A 21,028-nucleotide genomic window follows, 5' to 3' on the forward strand; every position below is an offset into this window, starting at 1 on the left:
GCGAGGAAACTATACGATGGAAACTATTGTATTAGGTGTAAGTATGTTCATCGCTATCGTTGTGGTGTTGGTACTTATCATCATTGCAGCGAAATCTAAGCTGGTACCTAGCGGTGACATCATGATCGGCATTAATGGCGATCCTGAAAAAGCAATTAAATCTGCACCAGGCGGTAAGCTGTTAGGCTCACTGGCTGATGCTGGCATCTTCATTTCATCTGCCTGTGGTGGTGGTGGTTCATGCGGTCAGTGTCGCGTCCACGTTCACTCTGGTGGTGGTGACATCTTGCCAACTGAACTTGATCACATCACTAAAGGTGAAGCTCGTGAAGGCTGTCGTCTGGCGTGTCAGGTTGCTGTTAAAACAGACATGGAGATTGAAGTTGAAGACTCAATCTTCGGTGTGAAGAAGTGGGAATGTACGGTTATCTCTAACGATAACAAAGCAACCTTCATCAAGGAGCTTAAACTGGGCATCCCTGACGGTGAGGTTGTACCTTTCCGCGCGGGTGGCTATATCCAGATTGAAGCGCCTGCACACCATGTTAAATACGCAGACTTTGATATTCCTGATGAATATCGTCCGGACTGGGAGCGCTTTGGCTTCTTTAACCTGGAGTCTAAAGTTGACGACGAAACAATCCGTGCATACTCAATGGCGAACTACCCGGAAGAGTACGGCATCATCATGCTGAACGTACGTATTGCAACACCGCCGCCTAATAACCTGAGCCTGCCTTGTGGTAAGATGTCATCGTACATCTGGTCACTGAAAGAAGGCGACAAAGTCACGATTTCTGGCCCATTCGGTGAATTCTTCGCGAAAGACACTGATGCAGAAATGGTCTTCGTTGGTGGTGGTGCAGGTATGGCGCCAATGCGTTCACACATTTTCGACCAGCTTAAGCGTCTTAACTCTGATCGTAAGATGTCTTTCTGGTACGGTGCACGTTCTAAGCGTGAAATGTTCTACGTGGAAGACTTTGACGGCCTGCAGGCTGAAAATGATAACTTCCAGTGGCATGTTGCACTTTCCGATCCTCAGCCAGAGGATAACTGGGAAGGTTACACAGGTTTCATTCACAACGTACTTTATGAAAACTACCTGAAAGATCATGAAGCACCAGAAGACTGTGAATTCTACATGTGTGGACCACCGATGATGAACGCGGCGGTTATCAACATGCTGAAAGACCTGGGTGTTGAAGATGAAAACATCCTGCTTGATGACTTCGGTGGTTAAGCTGAAATACATATGATCTTAAAGTGGTTTTTAAGATAAAATAAGAGCCCCTCTGCAGCGATGCAGGGGGGCTTTTTTATGGGTAATGCTCCGTACAGAGCGGGGGTTACTGGCAAACGATGCCAATTTGCTTAATTAAGTGTTCTATTTTGAGGCGAGAAAATATGTTCGATAACAAGGCAAAAATTTTGCTATTTAGTTGTTCTAAATGAGAAATTTTTAACACAGTTAGCGTCATATTTGCTCCGTCAAATTGAACAGGTATTAAGTGAAATTGGTATAAATTACAAGGGATGACACTGATGCTAAGACAGAGCCAGTTTTGTTTAGTTTTTTTATTGAGCATGCTGCTTGTGGCATGTGGCCAGGCAAACAAATCAGCTGAGCCTATTGTGCTACAGGGCAGTACGATGGGCACAACCTATAACATTAAGGCTTTTCCACAGCAAAGCACGCTGACAAAAGTGCAGTTACATACAGAGGTAGAGTCCGCCCTCAAAGCAGTGAATCAGTCTATGTCGACCTATATTCCGAACTCGGAAATTAACCAGTTTAATCGTCTGGCTGCCAACCAGGTCATGCCGATAAGCGATGATTTCAGGAAGGTGATTGCTGAGTCCATCCGTTTGGGTTTGTCTACTCAGACACTGGATGTGACTATGGGACCTCTAATTGATTTGTGGGGGTTTGGCCCTGACAAGCGTCCGACCAAGCGACCTTCTGAGCAGCAGCTGGCGCAAATGCGTGACGAAATTGGTCTCGACAAGCTCACGCTGACAGACGCTGGCCTGGCAAAATCACTGGACCATCTGGAGCTGTCTTTTTCAGCAACCGCGAAGGGCTACGGTATAGATAAAGTGGCCGAACTCATCGAGTCTCACGGTATCACTAATTATATGGTGGAAATTGGTGGCGAGCTGAGATTGTCGGGTACTAAGCCGAGTGATGAGCCATGGCGAATTGCCATAGAGAAGCCGGATGCACCAGCAGGGCAGAGACAAATCCACAAAGTGATTGAGCCGGGTAAGAACAGTGTGGCGACGTCAGGCGACTATCGTATTTTCTATGAAATGGATGGTGAGACTTTTACCCACCTGATTGACCCGGGTACGGGTAAGCCAGTAAAACACGACCTGGTGTCTGTCACGGTATTGCACCCTTCCGCGATGACGGCCGATGGGCTAGCCACCGCGCTAACCGTGATGGGTACAGAACGCGCCAGAGCGTACGCCGAGCTACACGACTTAGCGGTCTATTTGATCAGCAAAAGTGATGAAGGTCTGAAGGTGTATGCCAGCAGCGCATTCAAGCCTTATTTATAATGAGATCTGCGTCGCGAACGTTTTAACTTAAGCGCGTTTAGTTATATAATGAGCACAATTCACCGTCACACATCCACACTTGTGGATGAATATGCAAAAGGGGCCTGAGATGTCACTATTTTTACTTACCTTCGGATTGCTGTTATTGATCGCCGTTGCGATGGCGGTAGGCGTTATCGTACAGAAGAAATCAATGGCCAGCAGTTGTGGTGGTCTGGGCTCCATGGGTATCGACAAGATCTGTGATTGTGACGATCCGTGTGATAAGCGCAAAAAGCGTCTCGCGAAAGAACAAATGTGGAAAGAGAATCAAATTCTTTAATCCGCTGATACTATCGAAAACGCAAGCCCAGGCTTGCGTTTTTGCGTTTCAGGCCCGAATAACAGAGCCCTAACCCAATGCAACAAATCCTGTATTTTATTCGCCATGGTGAGCCGCTTGAAACTGGCCGTTTGCTCGGAAGCACAGATATGCCGGCAAGCGAGCGGGGCAATGAGCAGGTGTATGCCCAACTGCAGGCTTGTGGTGCCATTACACAAGTGATTAGCTCTCCATTGTTGCGGTGTCAGACAGTGGCGCACGCGTTTTGTGAAACAGCCGGTTTGCCATTACAGGTTGATCCCAAGCTCAGTGAAATGGACTTTGGTGACTGGGACGGACAAAGCTATGAAGCGCTCTGGCAGTCAACACAGTCGCCCGGTATTGGAGATTTCTGGCAAAGCCCCTGGCAGTATACGCCACCAAATGGCGAGCCGATGTCGGTATTCCATCAGCGCTTAGTTGACTGGTGGCAACAGTTCACAGCACGCCCCTCATCTGAGTCTGTGGCAATTGTCACTCATGCGGGCGTTATTAAGCAGTTGCTGGCCATCTGGTTAGGCTTACCTGAGGGCTTTGATACGCATTTATCTTGTCTGGAGATAGGCTATGCCAAAATGGTTAAAGTAACTGTGTTCTACGATGAAGCAGGTCGTGCCTGGCCGAAAGTTGTGTTTTAGACGTCTGGACTTCATAATAGGCGCTAAATCTAGAATCGTAATGTATTGGCAGTCATTGGGAATGAGGTGCAAATCCTCAGCTGTCCCCGCAACTGTAATGGACTTTTATACCAATTTGCTTAATTAAGTGTTCTATTTTGAGGCGAGAAAATATGGTCGATAACACCGCTTCCGCGTCCTGCTATCGCTGAGGCACCTACGTCCATATAGGCGAGGCAAAAATTTTGCTATTTAGTTGTTCTAAATGAAAAATTTTTAACGCCGTTAGCGTCATATTTGCTCCGTCAAATTGAACAGGTATTAAGTTAAATTGATATTAGTCTGAAGCCAGATACCAAGGCCAATACCTACACTTAAGCGGGCGCACTTAAGTCAGTACAGAAGGCCAGTCGTGACAATGCGAGTGGCCAGCTCTGCTGCCGCCTGCATTTGAGGCGGTATGACTTCACCACAAATCTCCGTGCACAACCTGAGCCTGACCCTGGGTGACAAGCCGATTCTGTCAGCGTTAAACTTTACCATTGCGCGTGGGCAGTTTATTGGTCTGATCGGGCCAAATGGCGCTGGTAAATCTAGCTTGTTGCGCTGTTTGTACCGTTATTGGCAGCCCTCACAGGGGAGTGTCCGATACGCAGGTAAACTTGTGTCGGACTATTCTCGTCGCGATTATGCTCGTCAGGTAGCCGTTGTCTTGCAGGAGATCCCCAGCCAGTTTAATCTGGCGCTGTCCGAGGTTGTTGCGATGGGCGTGACACCTCATAAAACGCTCTTTCGCGCTGTCAATGCCGATGATAAACAGCGTATTTTAGAAGCCATTGAGCGCGTGGGTCTGAGCCACAAGGCGCAGCAGGCTTTTGATTCCCTGTCCGGGGGCGAAAAGCAACGGGCGATGATCGCCCGGGCCATGGTACAGCAGCCAGATTTATTAATTATGGACGAGCCAACCAGCCACCTGGATGTGAAGTATCAGATCCAAATCATGGAGCTGGCTAAAGCCATGGGAGTGACTGTCATTGCGTCTTTCCATGACTTAAACCTGGCAGCGGCGCTCAGTGACGAGTTACTGGTGCTGGCACAAGGTAAGCTGATGGCTCAGGGCACACCTCTGGATATCATAACCCCCGATTTACTCAGCGACATTTTTGGGGTGTGTGCAGAAGTAGAAACAGTACCCGGACTCCACAGCAGTGCACCGGGCGTGCCACACATTCGTTATCATTATGGGTATCAGCTATGAGGGTTTTGCTTATACCTGGCCTCATTTTTGCCTGCATGTTCAGTCTGCTCAGTGCGCTGTCTGTCGGGGCTGTTTCTCTGAGCTGGGGTGAAGTCTGGCAGGCGTTAAGCAGTTATGACAGCAGCATACTGAGCCAGAAAATTGTGGTAGAGCTGCGATTACCCCGCACTTTACTGGCTTTTTTCGCCGGTGCAGGGCTCGCCATCGCCGGACTCATTCTGCAAACGGTCACCCGAAACCCATTGGCTGATCCCTACTTGTTTGGTATTTCCTCTGGTGCTTCCTTCGGCGTAGTGTTGCTGGTTGCGCTGTTTGGTGTGCAGAGTGCGCTGGCATTGTCTGGTGCGGCCTTTGCTGGCAGCGCCGTGGCAATGAGTCTGTTACTGCTGATTGCCTTTCACAAAGGCACTGCACTGGTTGAAAACATGCTGTTGTCGGGTGTCGCTTTGACCTTTTTATTCTCGGCCTTTACCAGTTTGCTGTTGTACTGGAGTGACCCTCAGGCCATCAGCGCGATTATATTCTGGAGCCTGGGCAGTTTCAGCCGCGCAGACTGGCAATGGCTGTGGTTACCCGCTTTGGTTGTTTCGCTGGGGTGTGTCTTGATGTTACTGATGCGCCGCAGCCTGAACGCCTTGCTGGTTGGAGACGAGAGTGCGGTGACGCTGGGGGTGAATGTCCACCGACTCAGGCTGGGCATGCTGATTTTGGCGTCGATACTAACGGCGGTGATTGTCGCTGCCTGTGGTGGCGTCGGCTTTGTTGGTCTGATGATCCCCCATATCGTGCGCTTTTTTATCTCTCAGGTTCGCACTGTGGGTATGTTAGCGACGGCCTTATCTGGCGGACTCATGATGCTTTGGGTCGATGTACTCGCCCGTACCCTGATAGACAACCAGGAGCTGCCGATTGGGGTGATCACCTCAGCGATTGGCAGCGTGTTTTTCTTATCGCTGTTAATCGCCAAAAAGCGCGCCGCCAGCATCTGATCTAACCGGAGACTTTATGATCCCACAACTCAACCGCCAGCATGACGCGCATATTCAGCACACCATAGATATGAAGACTAAGCCTCAGGGCGCATTGGGCAAGCTCGAAACGCTGGCGCATCAGCTGGTCACAATTTTGAGTCAGGGCATGGAGCGCTGTCAGCTTGAAAGCGAAAAACCAGATATCGTGCGTCCTCAGATGCTGATTTTTGCCGGCGATCACGGTATTGCAGGCGAAGGCGTTTCTATTGCACCCAGCGAGGTGACAGCCCAGATGGTGGCTAACTTTGCCACCGGTGGCGCGGCCATCAATGTTTTGTGTGCTCAGCTTGGCTGGCAATTGAGTGTGATTGACTGCGGTATTTTGACGCCACCAGCGCCTGAGCTGAATGTGGTGTCGCAGCGTCTTGGTAATATCACCCGGCCTTTGCACCTTGAACCAGCACTGAGTGAAGCGCAGCTGGAGCAAGGCCTGGCATTGGGTCAAGAAGCGGTAAAGCCAGCGCTGAGCTCAGGCACTAACTTATTTGCATTGGGCGAAATGGGGATCGGCAACACCACCGCCGCTGCAGCCATTTTTTCTGCCCTGAGCGGGCTAACTAGTGCTGAAACGGTCGGGCGAGGCACTGGCGTCAGCGAAGGGGTGGTAGAGAAAAAGCAACAACTTATCGAGCAGGCTTTGCGATTACATCGTGAGGCATTGCATGACCCGTGTGAGGTATTGCGCCGTCTCGGTGGGTTTGAAATCTGTCAGATGGTCGGTGCCATACTGGAGATTGCCCGAGCTCAGAAGGTCATTCTGGTGGATGGCTTTATTGCGACAGCCGCGGCCATGCTGGCCTATCGGATAGACCCTGCGTGTAAAGATTATATGGTTTTTGCACATTGCTCGGGTGAGCAGGGGCATCAGGCGATGCTGAACTGGCTCAATGTTGAGCCATTGCTGAACCTGAACATGCGACTTGGCGAGGGCACGGGTGCCGCACTGGCCTTACCTCTGTGTCAAAGTGCGCTGGCGTTTTATTATCAGATGGCCAGTTTCGAGGCCGCGGCCGTCACTCAGGTGGTCGAACCCTCATGAATGCGCTGAGACAATTTAAACTGGCGGTGATTTTTCTGACCCGCATCCCCGCTAAAGTGACGGGCGAGGTCAGCGATCAGGATATCAATCAGGCCAGTGGCTACTTTGCCTGGGTGGGCGTGTTATTGGGTGCTCTGCTGGCCCTTATCTACTTAGTGCTGAGCAGCTTCTTGCCCGAAGGCATTGCGGTATTGCTCACGCTTGGCGGCGGACTGCTGATCACCGGCGCGTTCCATGAAGATGGCTTTGCCGATGTCTGGGACGGCTTTGGAGGCGGCTGGCGCGTAGCCGACAAGCTCACCATTATGAAAGACAGCCGCCTTGGCACTTATGGTGCTGCCGCATTGATCATCTTGCTGCTTACCAAATATCAAGCTTTGCTGACACTGAGTGAGCACGCCCTTTATGTCTGCGGTGCGCTCATTCTTGCCCATGGCCTGAGCCGTGCCATGGCGACCAGCCTGATCGGTAAACTGGACTATGTGCAGGCGGATGCGCAAAGTAAAGTGAAACCGGTTGCTCAGTCTCTTGCCTATGAAAGTAAGCAGTTACTCTATGTGTGTGGTCTGAGCTTGCTGATAGTGAGCTGGATAGCCGGGCTGTTTACGTTATGGCAAAGCATTGCGCTGCTTAGTGTACTTTGGCTATGCCGCGCGATTTGTATTTACTGGTTTAAGCGTCAGCTCGGTGGGTATACCGGAGACTGCCTGGGCGCGGCGCAGCAACTGGGTGAGGTGGTCGTGTATTTATTTTGTCTGGGCGTCTGGTTATGACAGGACGGGTGGAATTGCTCCTCGGCGGGGCTCGCTCAGGAAAAAGCAGATTAGGTGAGCAAAGGGCCGAGCGCTGGCTTAGTGATGGCAAAGTGGCCCGGCTAATTTATGTGGCCACGGCGCGCCCCGGGGATGAGGAAATGGCCGCGCGGATCGCCCACCATCAGGCAACACGCACCAAGCACTGGCAGCTAGTTGAGGAGCCCTGGGCACTGGATCAGGTTCTGAGCACACTTGGGCCCGATGATGGCGTCTTGATTGACTGCCTGACTTTATGGCTAACCACAGCGCTGTGCGACTACCGCGACTCGGCATTTCAACACAAGCGCGGGGCGCTGCTGAGTGCCCTGAAATCCAGCCATGCACAGATTATTCTGATCAGCAATGAAGTGGGCCACGGTATCGTGCCACTTGGTGAGTTAAGTCGCCGTTTTGTTGATGAAGCCGGCTGGCTGCATCAGGACATTGCCGCGCTGGCGGATAAAGTCGATTTTGTGATGGCGGGTTTGCCGCTGACACTTAAAGGAGGGGAGATATGAATACGTTAATGGTACAGGGCACCACCTCCGATGCGGGTAAAAGCACGCTGGTAGCGGGCTTGTGCCGGGCATTACAGCGCCGCGGCATTGAGGTCGTTCCGTTTAAACCACAAAATATGGCACTTAACAGTGCGGTCACGCCGGATGGTGGCGAAATTGGCCGGGCTCAGGCGCTACAGGCCATAGCCGCCAAGGTACCGCTCAGCACCGACCTCAACCCTATCTTACTCAAACCGAATTCAGATACCGGTGCGCAGGTAATCGTGCATGGCCGGGCGCTGAGTAATATGGAAGCGGCGGGCTATCACGACTACAAAAAAGTCGCCATGCAGGCAGTACTGACCTCACATCAAAGGCTCAGCGAACAGCATGCACTGTGTGTGGTAGAAGGAGCCGGGAGCCCGGCGGAAATTAACCTGCGGGAAAATGACATCGCCAATATGGGGTTTGCCTGTGAGGTGGATTGCCCGGTGATCATCATTGCGGATATCGATAAGGGCGGGGTGTTTGCCCATCTGGTTGGCACTCTGGCGCTGCTAAGTGAGTATGAGCAATCCCTTGTTAAGGGATTTGTGATTAACCGCTTTCGCGGCGATATTGCCTTACTGCAAAGCGGCCTGGACTGGCTCGAGCAGTATACCGGTAAACCTGTATTAGGCGTGCTGCCTTACCTGCATGACCTGGCGCTGGATGCCGAAGATGCCGTGACCGTTGCCAATCGCATCGACAGCCCCGAGGTGAAAGTGGCGGTTCTGCTACTGCCACATATTAGCAACCACACCGATTTTGATACCCTGCGATTAGACCCTAAAGTGGACCTGCGTTATGTGCGCCACACCGAAACCATAGGCGCTGCCGACTTGGTGATCATTCCCGGTAGTAAAAATGTCCTCAATGACCTGGCCTTTTTGCGCGCAGAAGGGTGGGACATTGAGCTGCGACGCCATGTGCGTTATGGCGGTAAGGTACTTGGGATCTGTGGCGGATTTCAAATGCTGGGCAAGAGCATTTGCGATCCGGAACAGGTTGAGTCGACGCTCGGCACTACTAAAGGTCTCGGTCTGGCGGAGTTTGATACTAAACTGACGAGCAATAAAACCCTGACTCAGGTGCAGGCAAACTGCCTTTTAAACGCACAGCAAACGCCATTGAATGGCTATGAGATCCACTGCGGGATTAGTCAGGGCCCGGCACTGGCGCGGCCATTTTTGCAGTTTGTTGCACATCCATCGGGGTGGCAAGTTGATGGTTTTATCAGCGAGGACAACCAGCTGGCGGGCACCTATCTGCACGGGTTATTTGATAGTCCCGAGGGGCTAACCTGTGTGCTGCAGTGGGCAAGCGAAGGTCGCTACAGTGGCAGCGGATTCAATCTGGCTGAGCACCGGGAGCAGCAACTTGAGCGGCTGGCAGATATGTGTGAAACCCATTTAGAGATAGATAAAATTCTGGCAATCAGTGAACAGAGGACAGCATGAGCGAACACAATCAAGATAAACACAAGGCAAGACAGCAAAAAGTGAAAGAGCAGGTCGATGCCAAAATCGAGCAGGCACAGGAAGAAAAAGGCATATTGCAGGTGATCACCGGCAATGGCAAAGGTAAGTCCACTTCAGGGTTTGGTACCGTGGCCCGGTGCGTGGGTCATGGCATGAATGCTGCGGTTGTGCAGTTTATTAAAGGCATGTGGGAATGCGGCGAGCGTAACTTGCTGGAGCGTGCTGGTGTGCCGTTTGCCGTCATGAAGACCGGCTTTACCTGGGAGACACAAAACCGTGAGACAGATACCCAGGCGGCGCAGGCTACCTGGCAACAGGCAAAGCTGTGGCTCCAGGATGACAGTATCGACCTGGTACTGCTGGATGAGCTCACTTATATGGTCAGCTACGACTATCTTGATTTGGATGAAGTGATTGAGGCGCTGGAAAATCGCCCTGTGATGCAGTCGGTGATCATCACCGGCCGTGGTGCACATCGTCGTCTGACTGAGCTGGCCGATACCGTCAGTGAGGTGCGCAATGTGAAACATGCTTTTGAAGCGGGGATCAAAGCACAAAAAGGATTCGACTTTTGATGAGCAAGGCCCTTATCATCTGGCTGAACATGGTGTTCTTGTTGACTGCGATATCAGCGAGCGCAGATGATAGCTCCGCGTCGCCTGCCAAGCGGATTGTGGCTTTGGCGCCACATATAGTCGAGAACCTATATGCCATTGGCGCAGGGGAGCGCATCGTCGGGACCGTGGAGTACGCGGACTTTCCTGCTGAGGCCAATCAGATCCCACGTATTGGCGGTTATCATGGTATTGCACTGGAGAAGCTACTGGCTTTATCGCCCGACCTCGTGATTGCCTGGCAGGGGGGCAATCAGCAAGCCGACCTGGATAAGCTTGAGCAACTTGGCATCAAAGTGGTGTACAGCGAAACCAAAGATTTACAACAGATCCCTGATGCGCTGCGCTGGTTGGGTCAGTTAACAGCACTGGAAGAAAACGCTGAGCAGGTTGCTCGGCGCTTTGAGCAAGGCCTGACAAAATTGCAGGAACGTTATCGCTCAGCTATGCCTGTATCTGTATTCTATCAGCTGTGGCCTGCGCCTATGATGACAGTCAATGGCACCACCTGGATCCATCAAACCCTGGAGGTGTGTGGGGCCAGTAATGTATTTGCTGATGCCACCACAGCATATCCGCAGATCAGTATCGAAAACGTACTGCATACTAAGCCACAGGTGATAGTGATCCCGCAGGAAAAGTCCAAAAAAGCACAGCCAAAAATTGACTGGCAAAAGTGGCCAGAAATCCCGGCTGCCAAGCATCAGCAATACATAGAAGTGAATGCTGATTTATTGCACCGATATACCAGCCGGGTGCTTGAAGGGCTGAGCGGATTATGTGATAGACTTGATACTTCGCGAACTTACTATCAGAAACTCACAACAACTGGGAAATAAACATGACAACCTGGAGTGACGTGCTCGGGCACGAAAAACAACAAGCGTATTTTCAGGACACCCTAACCTATGTTGCTGAGCGTCGGGCGCAGGGCGTGACTGTTTACCCACCTCAGGAGCAGGTATTTGAGGCGTTCAAGGCGACCCCTTTTGATCAGGTCAAAGTCGTGATCCTGGGTCAGGATCCTTACCACGGACCTGATCAGGCTCACGGACTGTGTTTCTCTGTGTTGCCAGGCGTCAAGGCGCCGCCATCACTGGCCAACATGTACAAAGAACTGGCGCAAGACATCGCGGGCTTTCAGATCCCTGACCACGGCTATTTGCTGCCCTGGGCAGAGCAGGGCGTCCTGCTGCTCAATACCGTACTGACGGTTGAACAGGGACAGGCACACTCGCACAAACACCTCGGCTGGGAGCGCTTTACCGACGCCGTCATTGCACAGCTGAACCAACACAGCGAAGGGGTTATTTTCTTGCTGTGGGGCGCGCATGCGCAAAAGAAAGGCAAAGCGATTGACCAGCAACGTCATCACGTGCTGCACGCACCTCACCCGTCTCCGTTGTCAGCGCATCGTGGTTTTTTTGGCTGTCAGCACTTCTCGCAAACCAATATGCTATTGCAAAACATGGGCAAAACGCCCATCAACTGGCAAGTCTAAGCCGGATTCAAAAACAAAAAAAGGCGCTCAATGCGCCTTTTTCGTTAAATAAAGTCAAGCTCGTCCAGATCGATGCTGTCTGCGAATATGTCCAGTTCTTCCAATTCCTTACGCAGGCGTTGTTTGTCTTTCAGCGCTTCAATTTCACGCCACTTTCTTTTTTTGCCTTTAGATGAGGTTCTTCTCTTTGGTGCAGGACTTTCTAGTGTTGAAATAAAATCGTCTAGGCTATCCATGAATTTCTCCTATTGATGTACTAACCTCAAAGATTTGTGTTTACGCATTACCCAATTTGAATGAAAAACACACTTCAAGTAATGCTGGTATACCACAGACAAGAGAAAAGTAAAATAAAAATGTGTCCGTCAGGTTAAAAGCAGGTGACAGTTTGATGAAGCTCAAATTTGCTTCAAGTTATGCTGAAGTTAGGAAAACAAAGCGCTGGCGGGTAGAGAGCCGATGAGCCGGGCAATAAATCGTAGGGAATAAAAAAACGCCACATAAGATGGCGTTTTTCGCATAGTTGATGAGCGCTGGAAGCGATATGCTTACAAGGCTTTAAAGCGCGCTTCCAGAGTTTCCTGAGCTGCCGCAAATGAACGAATACCTTCAGCCAGCTTTTCAGTGGCCATGGCATCTTGGTTATGCAACCAGCGGAATTCGCTTTCACTTAATGGAGCAGGCTTCGCTGTAACCTCATAATCGCTATCCAGTAAGTAGTCCTCTGTGGCAGGCAACTCACCCAGCTCTTCTAACAGTGCCGGACTGATAGTCAGCTTGTCACAGCCTGTTAGTGCGATAATCTCGCCGGTGTTACGGAAGCTGGCACCCATCACAACCGTGTTGTAGCCATGACGTTTGTAAAACTCGTAAATACTGCGTACAGACTGTACGCCAGGATCTTGCAGCGGATCAGTCGGCTTTTCCAGGCCATTGGCCACGTGCCAGTCCAGAATACGGCCAACAAATGGCGAGATCAGGAACACGTTAGCGTCGGCACATGCACGGGCCTGCGCCTGACTGAATAGCAAGGTCAGGTTACATTTCACGCCTTGCTTTTCCAGAGCTTCTGCGGCTTTGATGCCTTCCCACGTAGACGCGATTTTAATTAAAATCTTGTCTTTGCTGACACCCAGCTGCTCATAGAGCGCCAGTAACTGCTGTGCTTTGGCAATGGTCGCTTCGGTATCAAACGATAAGCGTGCATCGACTTCGGTTGAGATATAGCCAGGTACAATATTGGCAATCTCTTTACCAATCAGTACGGCAAAGTAGTCACAAGCCAGTTCCAGTTGTTGTGCCGCGTCGTCATGCTGACTTTTGGCGTAATCCCAGGCTGCTTTCAGGTAATCCTGATAAGCAGGCATCTCGGCTGCTTTTAGAAGCAGAGACGGGTTAGTGGTGGCATCTTCCGGTTGGTGTTTACGGATTGCCTCGATATCTCCGGTGTCGGCGACGATAGATGAATGCTGTTTTAGCCTATCTAATGCTGAAGTCATGCTGTCCTCATTCCAATTCATAGCAGCGTGTCAAAAAGTCTACTTTTCCTATGTTGCATTACCGTGACCTGTGTGAATAGGTCATATGTCCGTATTTGCGAGGTCGCTTCACGAGAAAATCCGAATGCCGGATGCGGGTGCACTTCGTCAGTCGGGGATCTGTGTGACGAACTGCAAACAGGCTGGTCTGCCAGCAACTGGGCAAGCAGTGTCGAACCCCCCAAGAATATTGCGCTTGCGCTCACCGGGGGATAGTGTTGAAATTGACATTTATCAATAGTTAAGTCAATAGGCAGGCCATGATCACTCTCGTTTCCCCGGCAAAAAATCTCGATTATGATACTCCGGCGCACACCGCGCGTTTTACCCAGCCCGAACTGCTCACACACAGTGAAGAATTGATCCACGTGTGTCGTGACTTATCACCGCAACAGATAGGCACGCTGATGAAGATCAGCGATAAGCTGGCGGGTCTGAATGCGGCGCGCTTTGCCGACTGGTCGCAGCCTTTTACTCCCGATAATGCCAAGCAGGCTGTGCTGGCGTTTAATGGCGATGTGTACACCGGCCTGGATGCGGCAAGTATGGATGACGCAACACTGGACTATGCACAGCAGCATTTGCGTATTTTGTCTGGCCTCTATGGGGTACTGAAACCGCTTGATCTGATGCAGGCGTATCGCCTTGAAATGGGCACTAAGCTGGATAATCCGCGCGGTAAAAACCTCTATGAATTCTGGGGTCGTATCATTGCCGACAAGCTCAACGAAGCGCTGGAAGCGACTAATAGTCAGGTGTTGATTAACCTGGCATCAAATGAATACTTTAAAGCGGTAGACAAAAAGGCACTGAAGGCTGAGATCATCTCGCCGGTGTTCAAAGACTGTAAAAATGGTCAGTTCAAGGTGATTAGTTTCTATGCCAAAAAAGCCCGCGGCATGATGGCGCGCTACATTCTGGACAATCAGGTCGAGTCACCTGAGGCATTAAAAGCGTTTGATGTCGCGGGTTATTACTACAGCGAAGAAGCCACTCAAAAAGCCAGTGAGCCGGTGTTTTTACGCGCTGAGCAAAACTAATCGGGAGTTATCCATGGTGGCTAAAGGGTTGATTTTGGTTACATTCATTGGGCTGTTGACTGGCTGTCAGGGTCAGCTCAGCACACATGCAGGTGGCATCGTCCTTACATGTGAACATAATGAGCGTGCCTGTGTGCAGCGCTGCCAGGATGACTATGTCAGTGCTGATCCGCTTCAGGCACGGTGCATTCAGCGTTGTTATGAACAGGCGAATCAATGCAGGGTGAACGCGCCTGCTGAGCGTAAAACTCTCCCTCCTGAGTGGGAGTGATAACCAGCGTGCGGGCGACAAGCCCGCTTCTCAGATTTTTGGAGTATTATCTCATTGAATAAAAATGTCTTGCTGCTGGCCTGCTGCCAGGGCCTGATCACCACGGGAAATATTCTGCTGGTGACCATCTCTGCGCTGGTTGGTCAGTTGCTCAGCCCGTCGGCGGCGCTGACCACTTTGCCGGTAGCAATGCAAATGGCCGGACTGTTGATGGCGACCATTCCGGCCTCGTTGATCATGGCTAAAACCGGTCGCAGATTGGGCTTCTCACTGGGTAATCTGGTCGGTATCAGCGGCACTTTACTGGGTGTCTGGGCGCTCAGAGAGAATCATTTTGCCCTGTTTTGTGTGGCGACCACTTTGATTGGTATCGGTATTGGTTTTGCCACCTTGTATCGATTTGCGGCCATAGAGGCCAGTGACAAGCCCGCTACGGCCATTTCGACCATTATGGCCAGTGGTGTGGTGGCAGCGATTTTAGGACCGAATCTGGCCGTTTGGGTCAATGAGGCGTATCCGGCACTTAATTATGCTAATTCATTTGTTGCGCTTAGCGGCTTGTATGTGTTTGCCTTATTGCTGTTACAGGGCGTACGCTTTGCTGAAGTGGATCCACATACCACTGATGCACCCGCTCGGACCCTGAAAGAGATCGTGGCACAGAAGCAGTTTCAGCTGGCGGTGCTGGTGGCTATGATCAGCTATTCCGTGATGAATTTTCTGATGACCGCAACGCCGCTGGCCATGCATCGCCATGGATTTGATCTGGCGGACTCCGCGCTGGTGATTGAATGGCATGTGCTGGGTATGTTCCTGCCGTCGTTTTTCACCGGTAAGCTGATTGAGCGCTTTGGGGCACGGGTGATGATCCTGTCGGGTTGTGTGCTGTATCTGGCTAGCGCTGGTATTAACCTGCTGGGCGTGAGCCACTGGCATTTTTTACTGGCCTTATTTGCCCTTGGCGTGGGCTGGAATTTTATGTTCATCAGTGCAACGCAATTAGTCAGTCAGACGTATGCGCCGCAGGAGCGCGCCAAGGCACAAGCCTGTAATGAATTTCTGGTCTTCAGCATGGTAGTGGCATCCTCACTGAGTGCTGGGTTTTTGGAAGCCACGGTGGGTTGGCAGACGCTCAACCTGTGGAGTATGCCTGTGGTGCTGGCCGCTTTAATAGCCACCCTTGTGCTGTCCAGAGGCAGTGTTACACCTGCACGTTTACCGGCAGGCTGAGGTAGGCAAGCACCACTTCATCGCGAAACAGGATATCCAGGTGTTTGCCCTCGCTGCGGTAGTGCTGACACATGGCCTGGGCACTGCGTGTTTGCGCTTTTAACAGCTGGCTGGGCATATCAACACTGGCCGCGGCGCTGTGCCATTTGTCAGTAAGTGTAGGTGGCGGTGCTGGCAAAGTGGGCAGCATCCGCTCGACCAGCTCAAAGGCACTGTCGCGTGCCAGCAGCAGCATGTCGTCGTTGGCGGCGGCAAACCAGCTGACACCGGTATGGCTCACACACACCAAAGGCAAAAACGGCGCCAGTGCCGGGAAAATCTCATTACGATAGACTTCGACCTCCCAGTAGCTGCGAGCGATTTTAACGAACTGCTCAAAGCTGGTAATGGCACCAAACCCCGATTCTGCGAGTAAGCGGATCTCGACCCGGGGTTTATTGGGGTTGACGGTATCATTGGCTGCATCCAGGTACCAGGGGCCGGCCACCAGCGCATTCTGAAAATACTCATCACGCAGCGAGCCCCATACCGGCTCGAGCGTCAGGCCGGTGTCCAGCAGGGCTTTGAGCGGTTGCAGAGGTGCCGCAACGGGCTCTTTTGCCAGCTCAGCTTTGAGCAGATCCTGGATAGCATTGCGAACTTCTTTGCAGCGCCCGAGTGGATAAGGTTTGCCCGCAAAGGTGGGATACTTTTGTGCCAGTGCGGGGTCAACTTTCAGGCGTAAATGGGCCAGATACACTTCCAGAGCGGTGACTTGTTGTGCTGTGAGCATCGGGGTTCCTGCATCAGTGAGTACTGTATGCAGTGTAACCCCGTGTCTGACAAGATAAAAGCCGTTGGCTTATTTTATACAGCTAATCAGATAGCTGAGAATAGCATCCGGTTGAGCTGGATCGCGGCTATAATCCGGCAGGTAGGCCGGTTTATCCAGTAACTGACGTTCAACCAGCATGTCAATGGCATCCAGCTGTGCCAGCCCGGTTTTGCCCAGATAACTGGTATCTCGTAAAAACTCATACACCTGATAAAACTGCTCACCTTTGACCATTTTATCCACGGCCAGCACCCGCAACGCCAGGGTTTTCAGGCGCATGAGATTGATATTCTCTGACTGGAACTCACGGAAAATCGCCAGCCCTTCCTGGGTATAGGTATTGCCCGGCAGCCCCAGGCGCAGAAGATGTAGCGGCTGTTGCTCAGCATTGAGCGTGGTGAGCAGGTGCACACCAATTTCATGCTCAATCAGCGCTCGCACATCCAGTTCTGAGAACATCGCCGTGCTGTTGACCCGCAGGGTTTTCTTGCCGTTATCCACCATGGCCTTGGCCACCAGCTTAGTCGACAGGCTCACCTTACAGGGCAGCTGCATTTGTGCAATGGCCTGCTCAAAGCGGCCCAGTGCCTGTTCGGCATTAATGGTTTTTGGGGCCGCCGGCTGTGGCTCCGTGGCATGAATGATAAAGCGCGCGTTGGCGATGTCATCGACACTCGGTTCACCATAGTAACGCAGCGAGTTATACAAGAACTGCTCTTTGCCGACCTGAGTGATCACATCAATTTTAGTGGCAAAGTTATCAATCAACTTGCGATAAATGTCTTTGATCAGCGGATCGCCGATGTCCGCCACGGGCAAGCGATAGAGCTGCTCTTTAAATTCATAGGGATCCATGCGCAGCGGACGATACTTAAACTGGGGCCGGTAATGGCTTTTGTTAAAGAAGCGGCGCTTTTCCTGAGCAATGTTCGTCGGGTTGACATAATGCAGGGTATCCAGGTTACGGGCCAGTTTATACAGCGCCAGATCGACCGCCTTAATGGCCGGATCTATATGTTGCTGAACATGGTTAAACTGCACCATGCCTTTGGAGCAATAGCGTTTAATAAAAAACCGCGCGGTCTGGGTCAGGGCAATATGCAAATTGCGCTTGAGCTTTTCGAACACCAGCGGGTAGAGCTCCCCGGTCAGCTCATCCATGAAGAACTTACGCACTTCCAGCGGCAGGATCAGGGTGTGTTTGTATGTTTTGGTTACAAACGTGGCCTGGTAGCCGTCACCCTGAAACACATTGTTTTCGGCAAAGCTCAGCGGCGCGCCCTGAAACTTTTTACGACACAGCTGTTGCCTGAGGGTATTAAACACCGGACGCCAGCGCAGTGCATCGAGCTGGGCAGTGCCGAGGTTAAAGTCGGGCGCAAAGTCGTACTGGCGAACCTGCCAGTTGTAGCTGTGGATGTCGAACACCAGACAGGCACCGAATTTTTTCTCCAGTGTATCCAGTACCAGCTTGATCACCTGATAGTAGGCCGCATGTTTAGACAGACTGAGATCACGCTCGGGGCCATCGGGCTGCTGTTGCCAGACTTCTTTGCCCCAGGCCTGGGTATAAATGGCCTGTTGCGGGGCACGGTTGAGGTCGTACTCTTAACGGGAATAACGGGCTATCAACACAATCGGCATGGCATCAATCAGCTCGCCGGTGTGGGGATTTTCCTCTTCAAAACGGGCCTGTTCGCTCAGCGCCATATTGCCGTGCAAGGAGGTCCGCAAGCGGCTCCCGGCATGGACGGCTGTCGCCACATAAGGCACATATTCGCGGATGTGTAAATACACGGCACCGCCGGCCACTTCCCCTTCAAAGGGTTGCAGGGCGGCAAGGGCGCGACCAGCGCTTGTTCAGACTGCATGGGCATCTTCAATTACCTGACGAAATGCATTTTTACGATGGTTTACCAGCTCTTTGGCATGCACTACACTTTCAACAAAGTCGATCACTTGTACCTGCAAGCGGGTGCGATTCAGGCGGTTAATCCGCGAGATCCCGCCCGGACTGAGTACATTGACTTCAATCAGCTTGCCGCCAATCACATCAATGCCCACAAAGTACAGTCCATCGCGTACCAGTTTAGGGCCTATGTGCTTGCACAGTGCCTGCTCCTGCGCTGTCAGTTTGTGCTTAACCACTTTGCCACCGGCATGCACATTGGCACGCACTTCATTACTGGCCGGAATGCGTTTCATCGCCCCGATGGGCTCGCCATTGAGCATCAGGATCCGCACATCGCCCTCTGCAGCGCCGGGCACATATTCCTGTAAGATCACATAATTACTGCCTTTGCCAGACTCATCGCCACCAATATAAAACTCCAGCAGGGAGCTGAAACTTTGCTTGGCGCTTTTCTCCAGCACAATGACCCCGCGGCCACCGTAGCCATCGAGCGGCTTGAGGATCATTTTGTCGCAGCTGGATTCGGCGAAGATCCGCTCCAGGTACTCTTTGTTTTTTGACACATGGGTGGCTGGAATAAACTCACTGGCGGTGCCCTGAAAGGACGCGGTGTACAGCTTATTGTTGGCAATACGCAGCCCGTCGATGTCGTTCACGATAAAGGTATCGTCGCGCACAGAATCAAGAAAGTTCATGGCCAGGGTATCGAGCGGCGGATTGGCGCGCATAAAAATCACATCAAAACCGGCCAGTGGTAACTGAGTGCGCTTAAACTGGGCTTTGTTGTAAAAACTGACGAAGTTATCGGAGACTTTGTCCTGCTTGACGAATACGTCGCAAAACGCGCTGGCAACGCTGTCGCGGATGGTCAGGGCGTTGACTGTGGTAATGGCCACTATGTGATTGCGCGATACCGCTTCGTGGATCAGGCGCAGGGTACTGTCGTTCTCGGCGTCAACCCGCTCCCACGGGTACATAATAAAACAAATTTTCACTGTCGGAATAGTTCACTTAATCAGGCTTATTTTGGGCGACTATAACGACAAAAGCAGTGCTTAGCTCGCGAGTTATTTTTATCGTCAGGATAAAAAATAAAGGGGGATACTAGAAAGTTGAGTAAGTTAGTACAGGACGCCGGGCAGCGTCCTGATATGGCTCAGGTCAGGCTACTTCTTCTTTTTCGCTTTGACTTTGGCGGCCTTTTTCTTGGCTTTGATTTTTGCCGGATCTTTTTTCTTTTTCGGCAGCTTAGCTTCTTTGTGTTTTGGCTCCAGCCCTTCAATCACGCGGCGTTTTAGTTTCTGCTCTGTATAGCGTTCAACCTTGCCGAGGATCTCAGCATCATGGGCCTCAACCAGTGAAATGGCGGTGCCTTTTTTACCGGCACGACCGGTTCGGCCAATACGGTGCACATAAATGTCGGCGGTACGCGGCATATCAAAGTTAATGACATGGCTGATGTCCGCGACGTCGATACCACGCGCTGCCACATCGGTGGCGATCAGAATACGGGTGCGACCACTGTGGAAGCTGGCCATGGCGGCCATGCGCTTGTCCTGCGGCATTTCACCACGCAGCCAGGTGGTTTTGATGTCCTGGGTGTATAGCTCGCCAACCAGTTTTTCGAGGCGTTCGCGGGTTTTGACAAACACAATGGCTTTAGTGACGTCTTCACTTTGCAGCAGGTTGGCCAGCATCGCCAGTTTATGCTCGTAATCATCGGCCAGATGGATCCACTGATGAATTTTGCCTTTTTCTTTACGCGATGACTCCGCCTCAAGCAGCGCCGGATCTTTTAAGATACGCTCGGCAAACAGCTCAACACTGTCGCCTTCCAGGGTCGCTGAAAACAGGAAACACTGACGGCGGTTTTTGGCTTCGTTGCAGATCTTGAGCATTTCTTTTTTAAAGCCCAGGTCCAGCATGCGGTCGGCTTCATCGAGGATCAACAGCTCAACGTTATCGGCATGGAAGTTCTCGGTTTCAAGGTATTCCATCAAACGCCCCGGTGTGGCTATCAGAATATCGTTGTTCTTTTCGAAGATCTCTTTGTGACTGCCGTAGTTAATTCCCCCTGTCACCACCCCGATTTTCAGGTGTGTGCCTGCAGCCAGCGCTTCGCATTGCTCAAACACCTGATAGGCCAGCTCTCGGGTTGGCGTCATGATCAGCACACGGGCAAACCCTGGGTCGCGACGCGGAAAATCCATCAAATACTGAATTGCCGGGATCAGGAACGCGGCTGTTTTACCTGTGCCCGTTGGTGCGGAAGCAAGGATATCGCGGCCCATCAGGGCCTCCGGAATGGCCAGCTGTTGAATGCTGGTGGCTTGCTCAAAGCCCATTTTTTTTATGGCAGTCAGTAGTGTGCCGTCGAGATCGAATTCAGTAAATTGCATAGTGCATCACAAATAAAGGACAATAGC

The 21,028-nt window shown here is 51.6% G+C and carries 23 protein-coding genes and 1 riboswitch; of the genes, 17 read left to right on the plus strand and 6 right to left on the minus strand.

The window, feature by feature from the left end; genetic code table 11:
• The first annotated feature begins 16 nt into the window (after positions 1–16).
• The 13 genes from nqrF (at position 17) to ung (ending at position 11,797) form a co-directional block, all read left to right on the plus strand.
• Positions 17–1,243 (plus strand): NADH:ubiquinone reductase (Na(+)-transporting) subunit F, encoded by a 1,227-nt coding sequence (gene nqrF / locus NH568_RS07485; protein ID WP_058797332.1) that lies wholly within the window; start codon positions 17–19, stop codon positions 1,241–1,243.
• 344 nt (positions 1,244–1,587) lie between these two features.
• Positions 1,588–2,565, plus strand: coding sequence for an FAD:protein FMN transferase (locus tag NH568_RS07490; RefSeq protein ID WP_253046178.1), 978 nt, complete (start codon positions 1,588–1,590; stop codon positions 2,563–2,565).
• Positions 2,566–2,674: 109 nt separating this feature from the next.
• Complete coding sequence (nqrM, locus tag NH568_RS07495; protein WP_010382924.1) at positions 2,675–2,887, plus strand: (Na+)-NQR maturation NqrM; 213 nt, start codon at positions 2,675–2,677, stop codon at positions 2,885–2,887.
• Between the two features lie 77 nt (positions 2,888–2,964).
• The gene (locus NH568_RS07500) at positions 2,965–3,564 is read left to right on the plus strand and encodes a histidine phosphatase family protein (RefSeq protein WP_253046106.1); all 600 of its coding nucleotides are present in this window, start codon (positions 2,965–2,967) and stop codon (positions 3,562–3,564) included.
• 8 nt (positions 3,565–3,572) lie between these two features.
• Positions 3,573–3,698: riboswitch (cobalamin riboswitch) on the plus strand.
• Between the two features lie 305 nt (positions 3,699–4,003).
• Complete coding sequence (locus tag NH568_RS07505) at positions 4,004–4,801, plus strand: ABC transporter ATP-binding protein (RefSeq protein WP_253046107.1); 798 nt, start codon at positions 4,004–4,006, stop codon at positions 4,799–4,801.
• Complete coding sequence (locus tag NH568_RS07510; RefSeq protein WP_253046108.1) at positions 4,798–5,790, plus strand: iron ABC transporter permease; 993 nt, start codon at positions 4,798–4,800, stop codon at positions 5,788–5,790. Before NH568_RS07505 ends, NH568_RS07510 begins: the two co-directional genes overlap by 4 nt.
• A 16-nt stretch (positions 5,791–5,806) precedes the next feature.
• A complete protein-coding gene (gene cobT / locus NH568_RS07515) occupies positions 5,807–6,871 on the plus strand; it encodes a nicotinate-nucleotide--dimethylbenzimidazole phosphoribosyltransferase (RefSeq protein WP_253046109.1) in 1,065 nt (354 codons plus the stop codon).
• Complete coding sequence (locus NH568_RS07520) at positions 6,868–7,644, plus strand: adenosylcobinamide-GDP ribazoletransferase (protein WP_253046110.1); 777 nt, start codon at positions 6,868–6,870, stop codon at positions 7,642–7,644. Before cobT ends, NH568_RS07520 begins: the two co-directional genes overlap by 4 nt.
• The gene (cobU, locus tag NH568_RS07525) at positions 7,641–8,183 is read left to right on the plus strand and encodes a bifunctional adenosylcobinamide kinase/adenosylcobinamide-phosphate guanylyltransferase (RefSeq protein WP_253046111.1); all 543 of its coding nucleotides are present in this window, start codon (positions 7,641–7,643) and stop codon (positions 8,181–8,183) included. Before NH568_RS07520 ends, cobU begins: the two co-directional genes overlap by 4 nt.
• Entirely contained in the window at positions 8,180–9,661 is a 1,482-nt protein-coding gene (locus tag NH568_RS07530) for a cobyric acid synthase (RefSeq protein WP_253046112.1), read from the plus strand. Before cobU ends, NH568_RS07530 begins: the two co-directional genes overlap by 4 nt.
• Positions 9,658–10,257: a cob(I)yrinic acid a,c-diamide adenosyltransferase gene (gene cobO / locus NH568_RS07535; protein ID WP_054014613.1), complete on the plus strand. Its 600-nt coding sequence runs from the start codon at positions 9,658–9,660 to the stop codon at positions 10,255–10,257. The genes NH568_RS07530 and cobO overlap by 4 nt, the downstream gene beginning before the upstream one ends.
• Entirely contained in the window at positions 10,257–11,135 is an 879-nt protein-coding gene (locus tag NH568_RS07540) for a cobalamin-binding protein (RefSeq protein WP_253046113.1), read from the plus strand. The genes cobO and NH568_RS07540 overlap by 1 nt, the downstream gene beginning before the upstream one ends.
• A gap of 2 nt (positions 11,136–11,137) precedes the next feature.
• Entirely contained in the window at positions 11,138–11,797 is a 660-nt protein-coding gene (ung, locus tag NH568_RS07545) for a uracil-DNA glycosylase (RefSeq protein WP_253046114.1), read from the plus strand.
• Between the two features lie 44 nt (positions 11,798–11,841).
• Here the strand turns inward: ung and NH568_RS07550 are convergent, their stop codons facing one another.
• Both NH568_RS07550 and tal read right to left on the minus strand, forming a co-directional pair.
• Positions 11,842–12,033: a DUF3545 family protein gene (locus NH568_RS07550; RefSeq protein ID WP_125557981.1), complete on the minus strand. Its 192-nt coding sequence runs from the start codon at positions 12,031–12,033 to the stop codon at positions 11,842–11,844.
• A gap of 312 nt (positions 12,034–12,345) precedes the next feature.
• Positions 12,346–13,296, minus strand: coding sequence for a transaldolase (tal, locus tag NH568_RS07555; RefSeq protein WP_253046115.1), 951 nt, complete (start codon positions 13,294–13,296; stop codon positions 12,346–12,348).
• A gap of 299 nt (positions 13,297–13,595) precedes the next feature.
• On the opposite strand from tal, the gene yaaA reads away from it, so the two are divergent.
• Genes yaaA through NH568_RS07570 form a run of 3 tightly spaced genes read left to right on the plus strand, consistent with a single transcriptional unit; the run spans position 13,596 to position 15,876 of the window.
• A complete protein-coding gene (gene yaaA, locus NH568_RS07560) occupies positions 13,596–14,375 on the plus strand; it encodes a peroxide stress protein YaaA (RefSeq protein ID WP_125716554.1) in 780 nt (259 codons plus the stop codon).
• A 13-nt stretch (positions 14,376–14,388) separates the two neighbouring features.
• Positions 14,389–14,646, plus strand: a complete 258-nt coding sequence (locus NH568_RS07565) for a hypothetical protein (protein ID WP_253046116.1) — start codon at positions 14,389–14,391, stop codon at positions 14,644–14,646.
• A 54-nt stretch (positions 14,647–14,700) separates the two neighbouring features.
• Positions 14,701–15,876: an MFS transporter gene (locus NH568_RS07570; RefSeq protein ID WP_253046117.1), complete on the plus strand. Its 1,176-nt coding sequence runs from the start codon at positions 14,701–14,703 to the stop codon at positions 15,874–15,876.
• Here NH568_RS07570 and NH568_RS07575 read toward each other — a convergent pair.
• Positions 15,848–16,648, minus strand: a complete 801-nt coding sequence (locus tag NH568_RS07575) for a hypothetical protein (protein WP_253046118.1) — start codon at positions 16,646–16,648, stop codon at positions 15,848–15,850. The genes NH568_RS07570 and NH568_RS07575 overlap by 29 nt on opposite strands.
• 69 nt (positions 16,649–16,717) lie before the next feature.
• Positions 16,718–18,265, minus strand: a complete 1,548-nt coding sequence (locus tag NH568_RS24185) for a tyrosine/phenylalanine carboxypeptidase domain-containing protein (protein WP_253046179.1) — start codon at positions 18,263–18,265, stop codon at positions 16,718–16,720.
• Here NH568_RS24185 and NH568_RS07585 point away from each other — a divergent pair.
• A complete protein-coding gene (locus tag NH568_RS07585; RefSeq protein WP_253046119.1) occupies positions 18,185–18,481 on the plus strand; it encodes a hypothetical protein in 297 nt (98 codons plus the stop codon). The two genes, NH568_RS24185 and NH568_RS07585, sit on opposite strands and share 81 nt — an antisense overlap.
• Positions 18,482–18,550: 69 nt before the next feature.
• On the opposite strand, the gene gshB is transcribed toward NH568_RS07585, so the two are convergent.
• Both gshB and srmB read right to left on the minus strand, forming a co-directional pair.
• Positions 18,551–19,597 (minus strand): glutathione synthase, encoded by a 1,047-nt coding sequence (gshB, locus tag NH568_RS07590; protein ID WP_125778864.1) that lies wholly within the window; start codon positions 19,595–19,597, stop codon positions 18,551–18,553.
• A gap of 171 nt (positions 19,598–19,768) precedes the next feature.
• On the minus strand, positions 19,769–21,001 hold the full coding sequence (srmB, locus tag NH568_RS07595; RefSeq protein ID WP_054014621.1) for an ATP-dependent RNA helicase SrmB: 1,233 nt from the start codon (positions 20,999–21,001) through the stop codon (positions 19,769–19,771).
• Positions 21,002–21,028: the final 27 nt, after the last annotated feature.

The sequence above is a fragment of the Pseudoalteromonas sp. XMcav2-N genome (genome assembly GCF_024124545.1).
Lineage (GTDB): Bacteria > Pseudomonadota > Gammaproteobacteria > Enterobacterales > Alteromonadaceae > Pseudoalteromonas.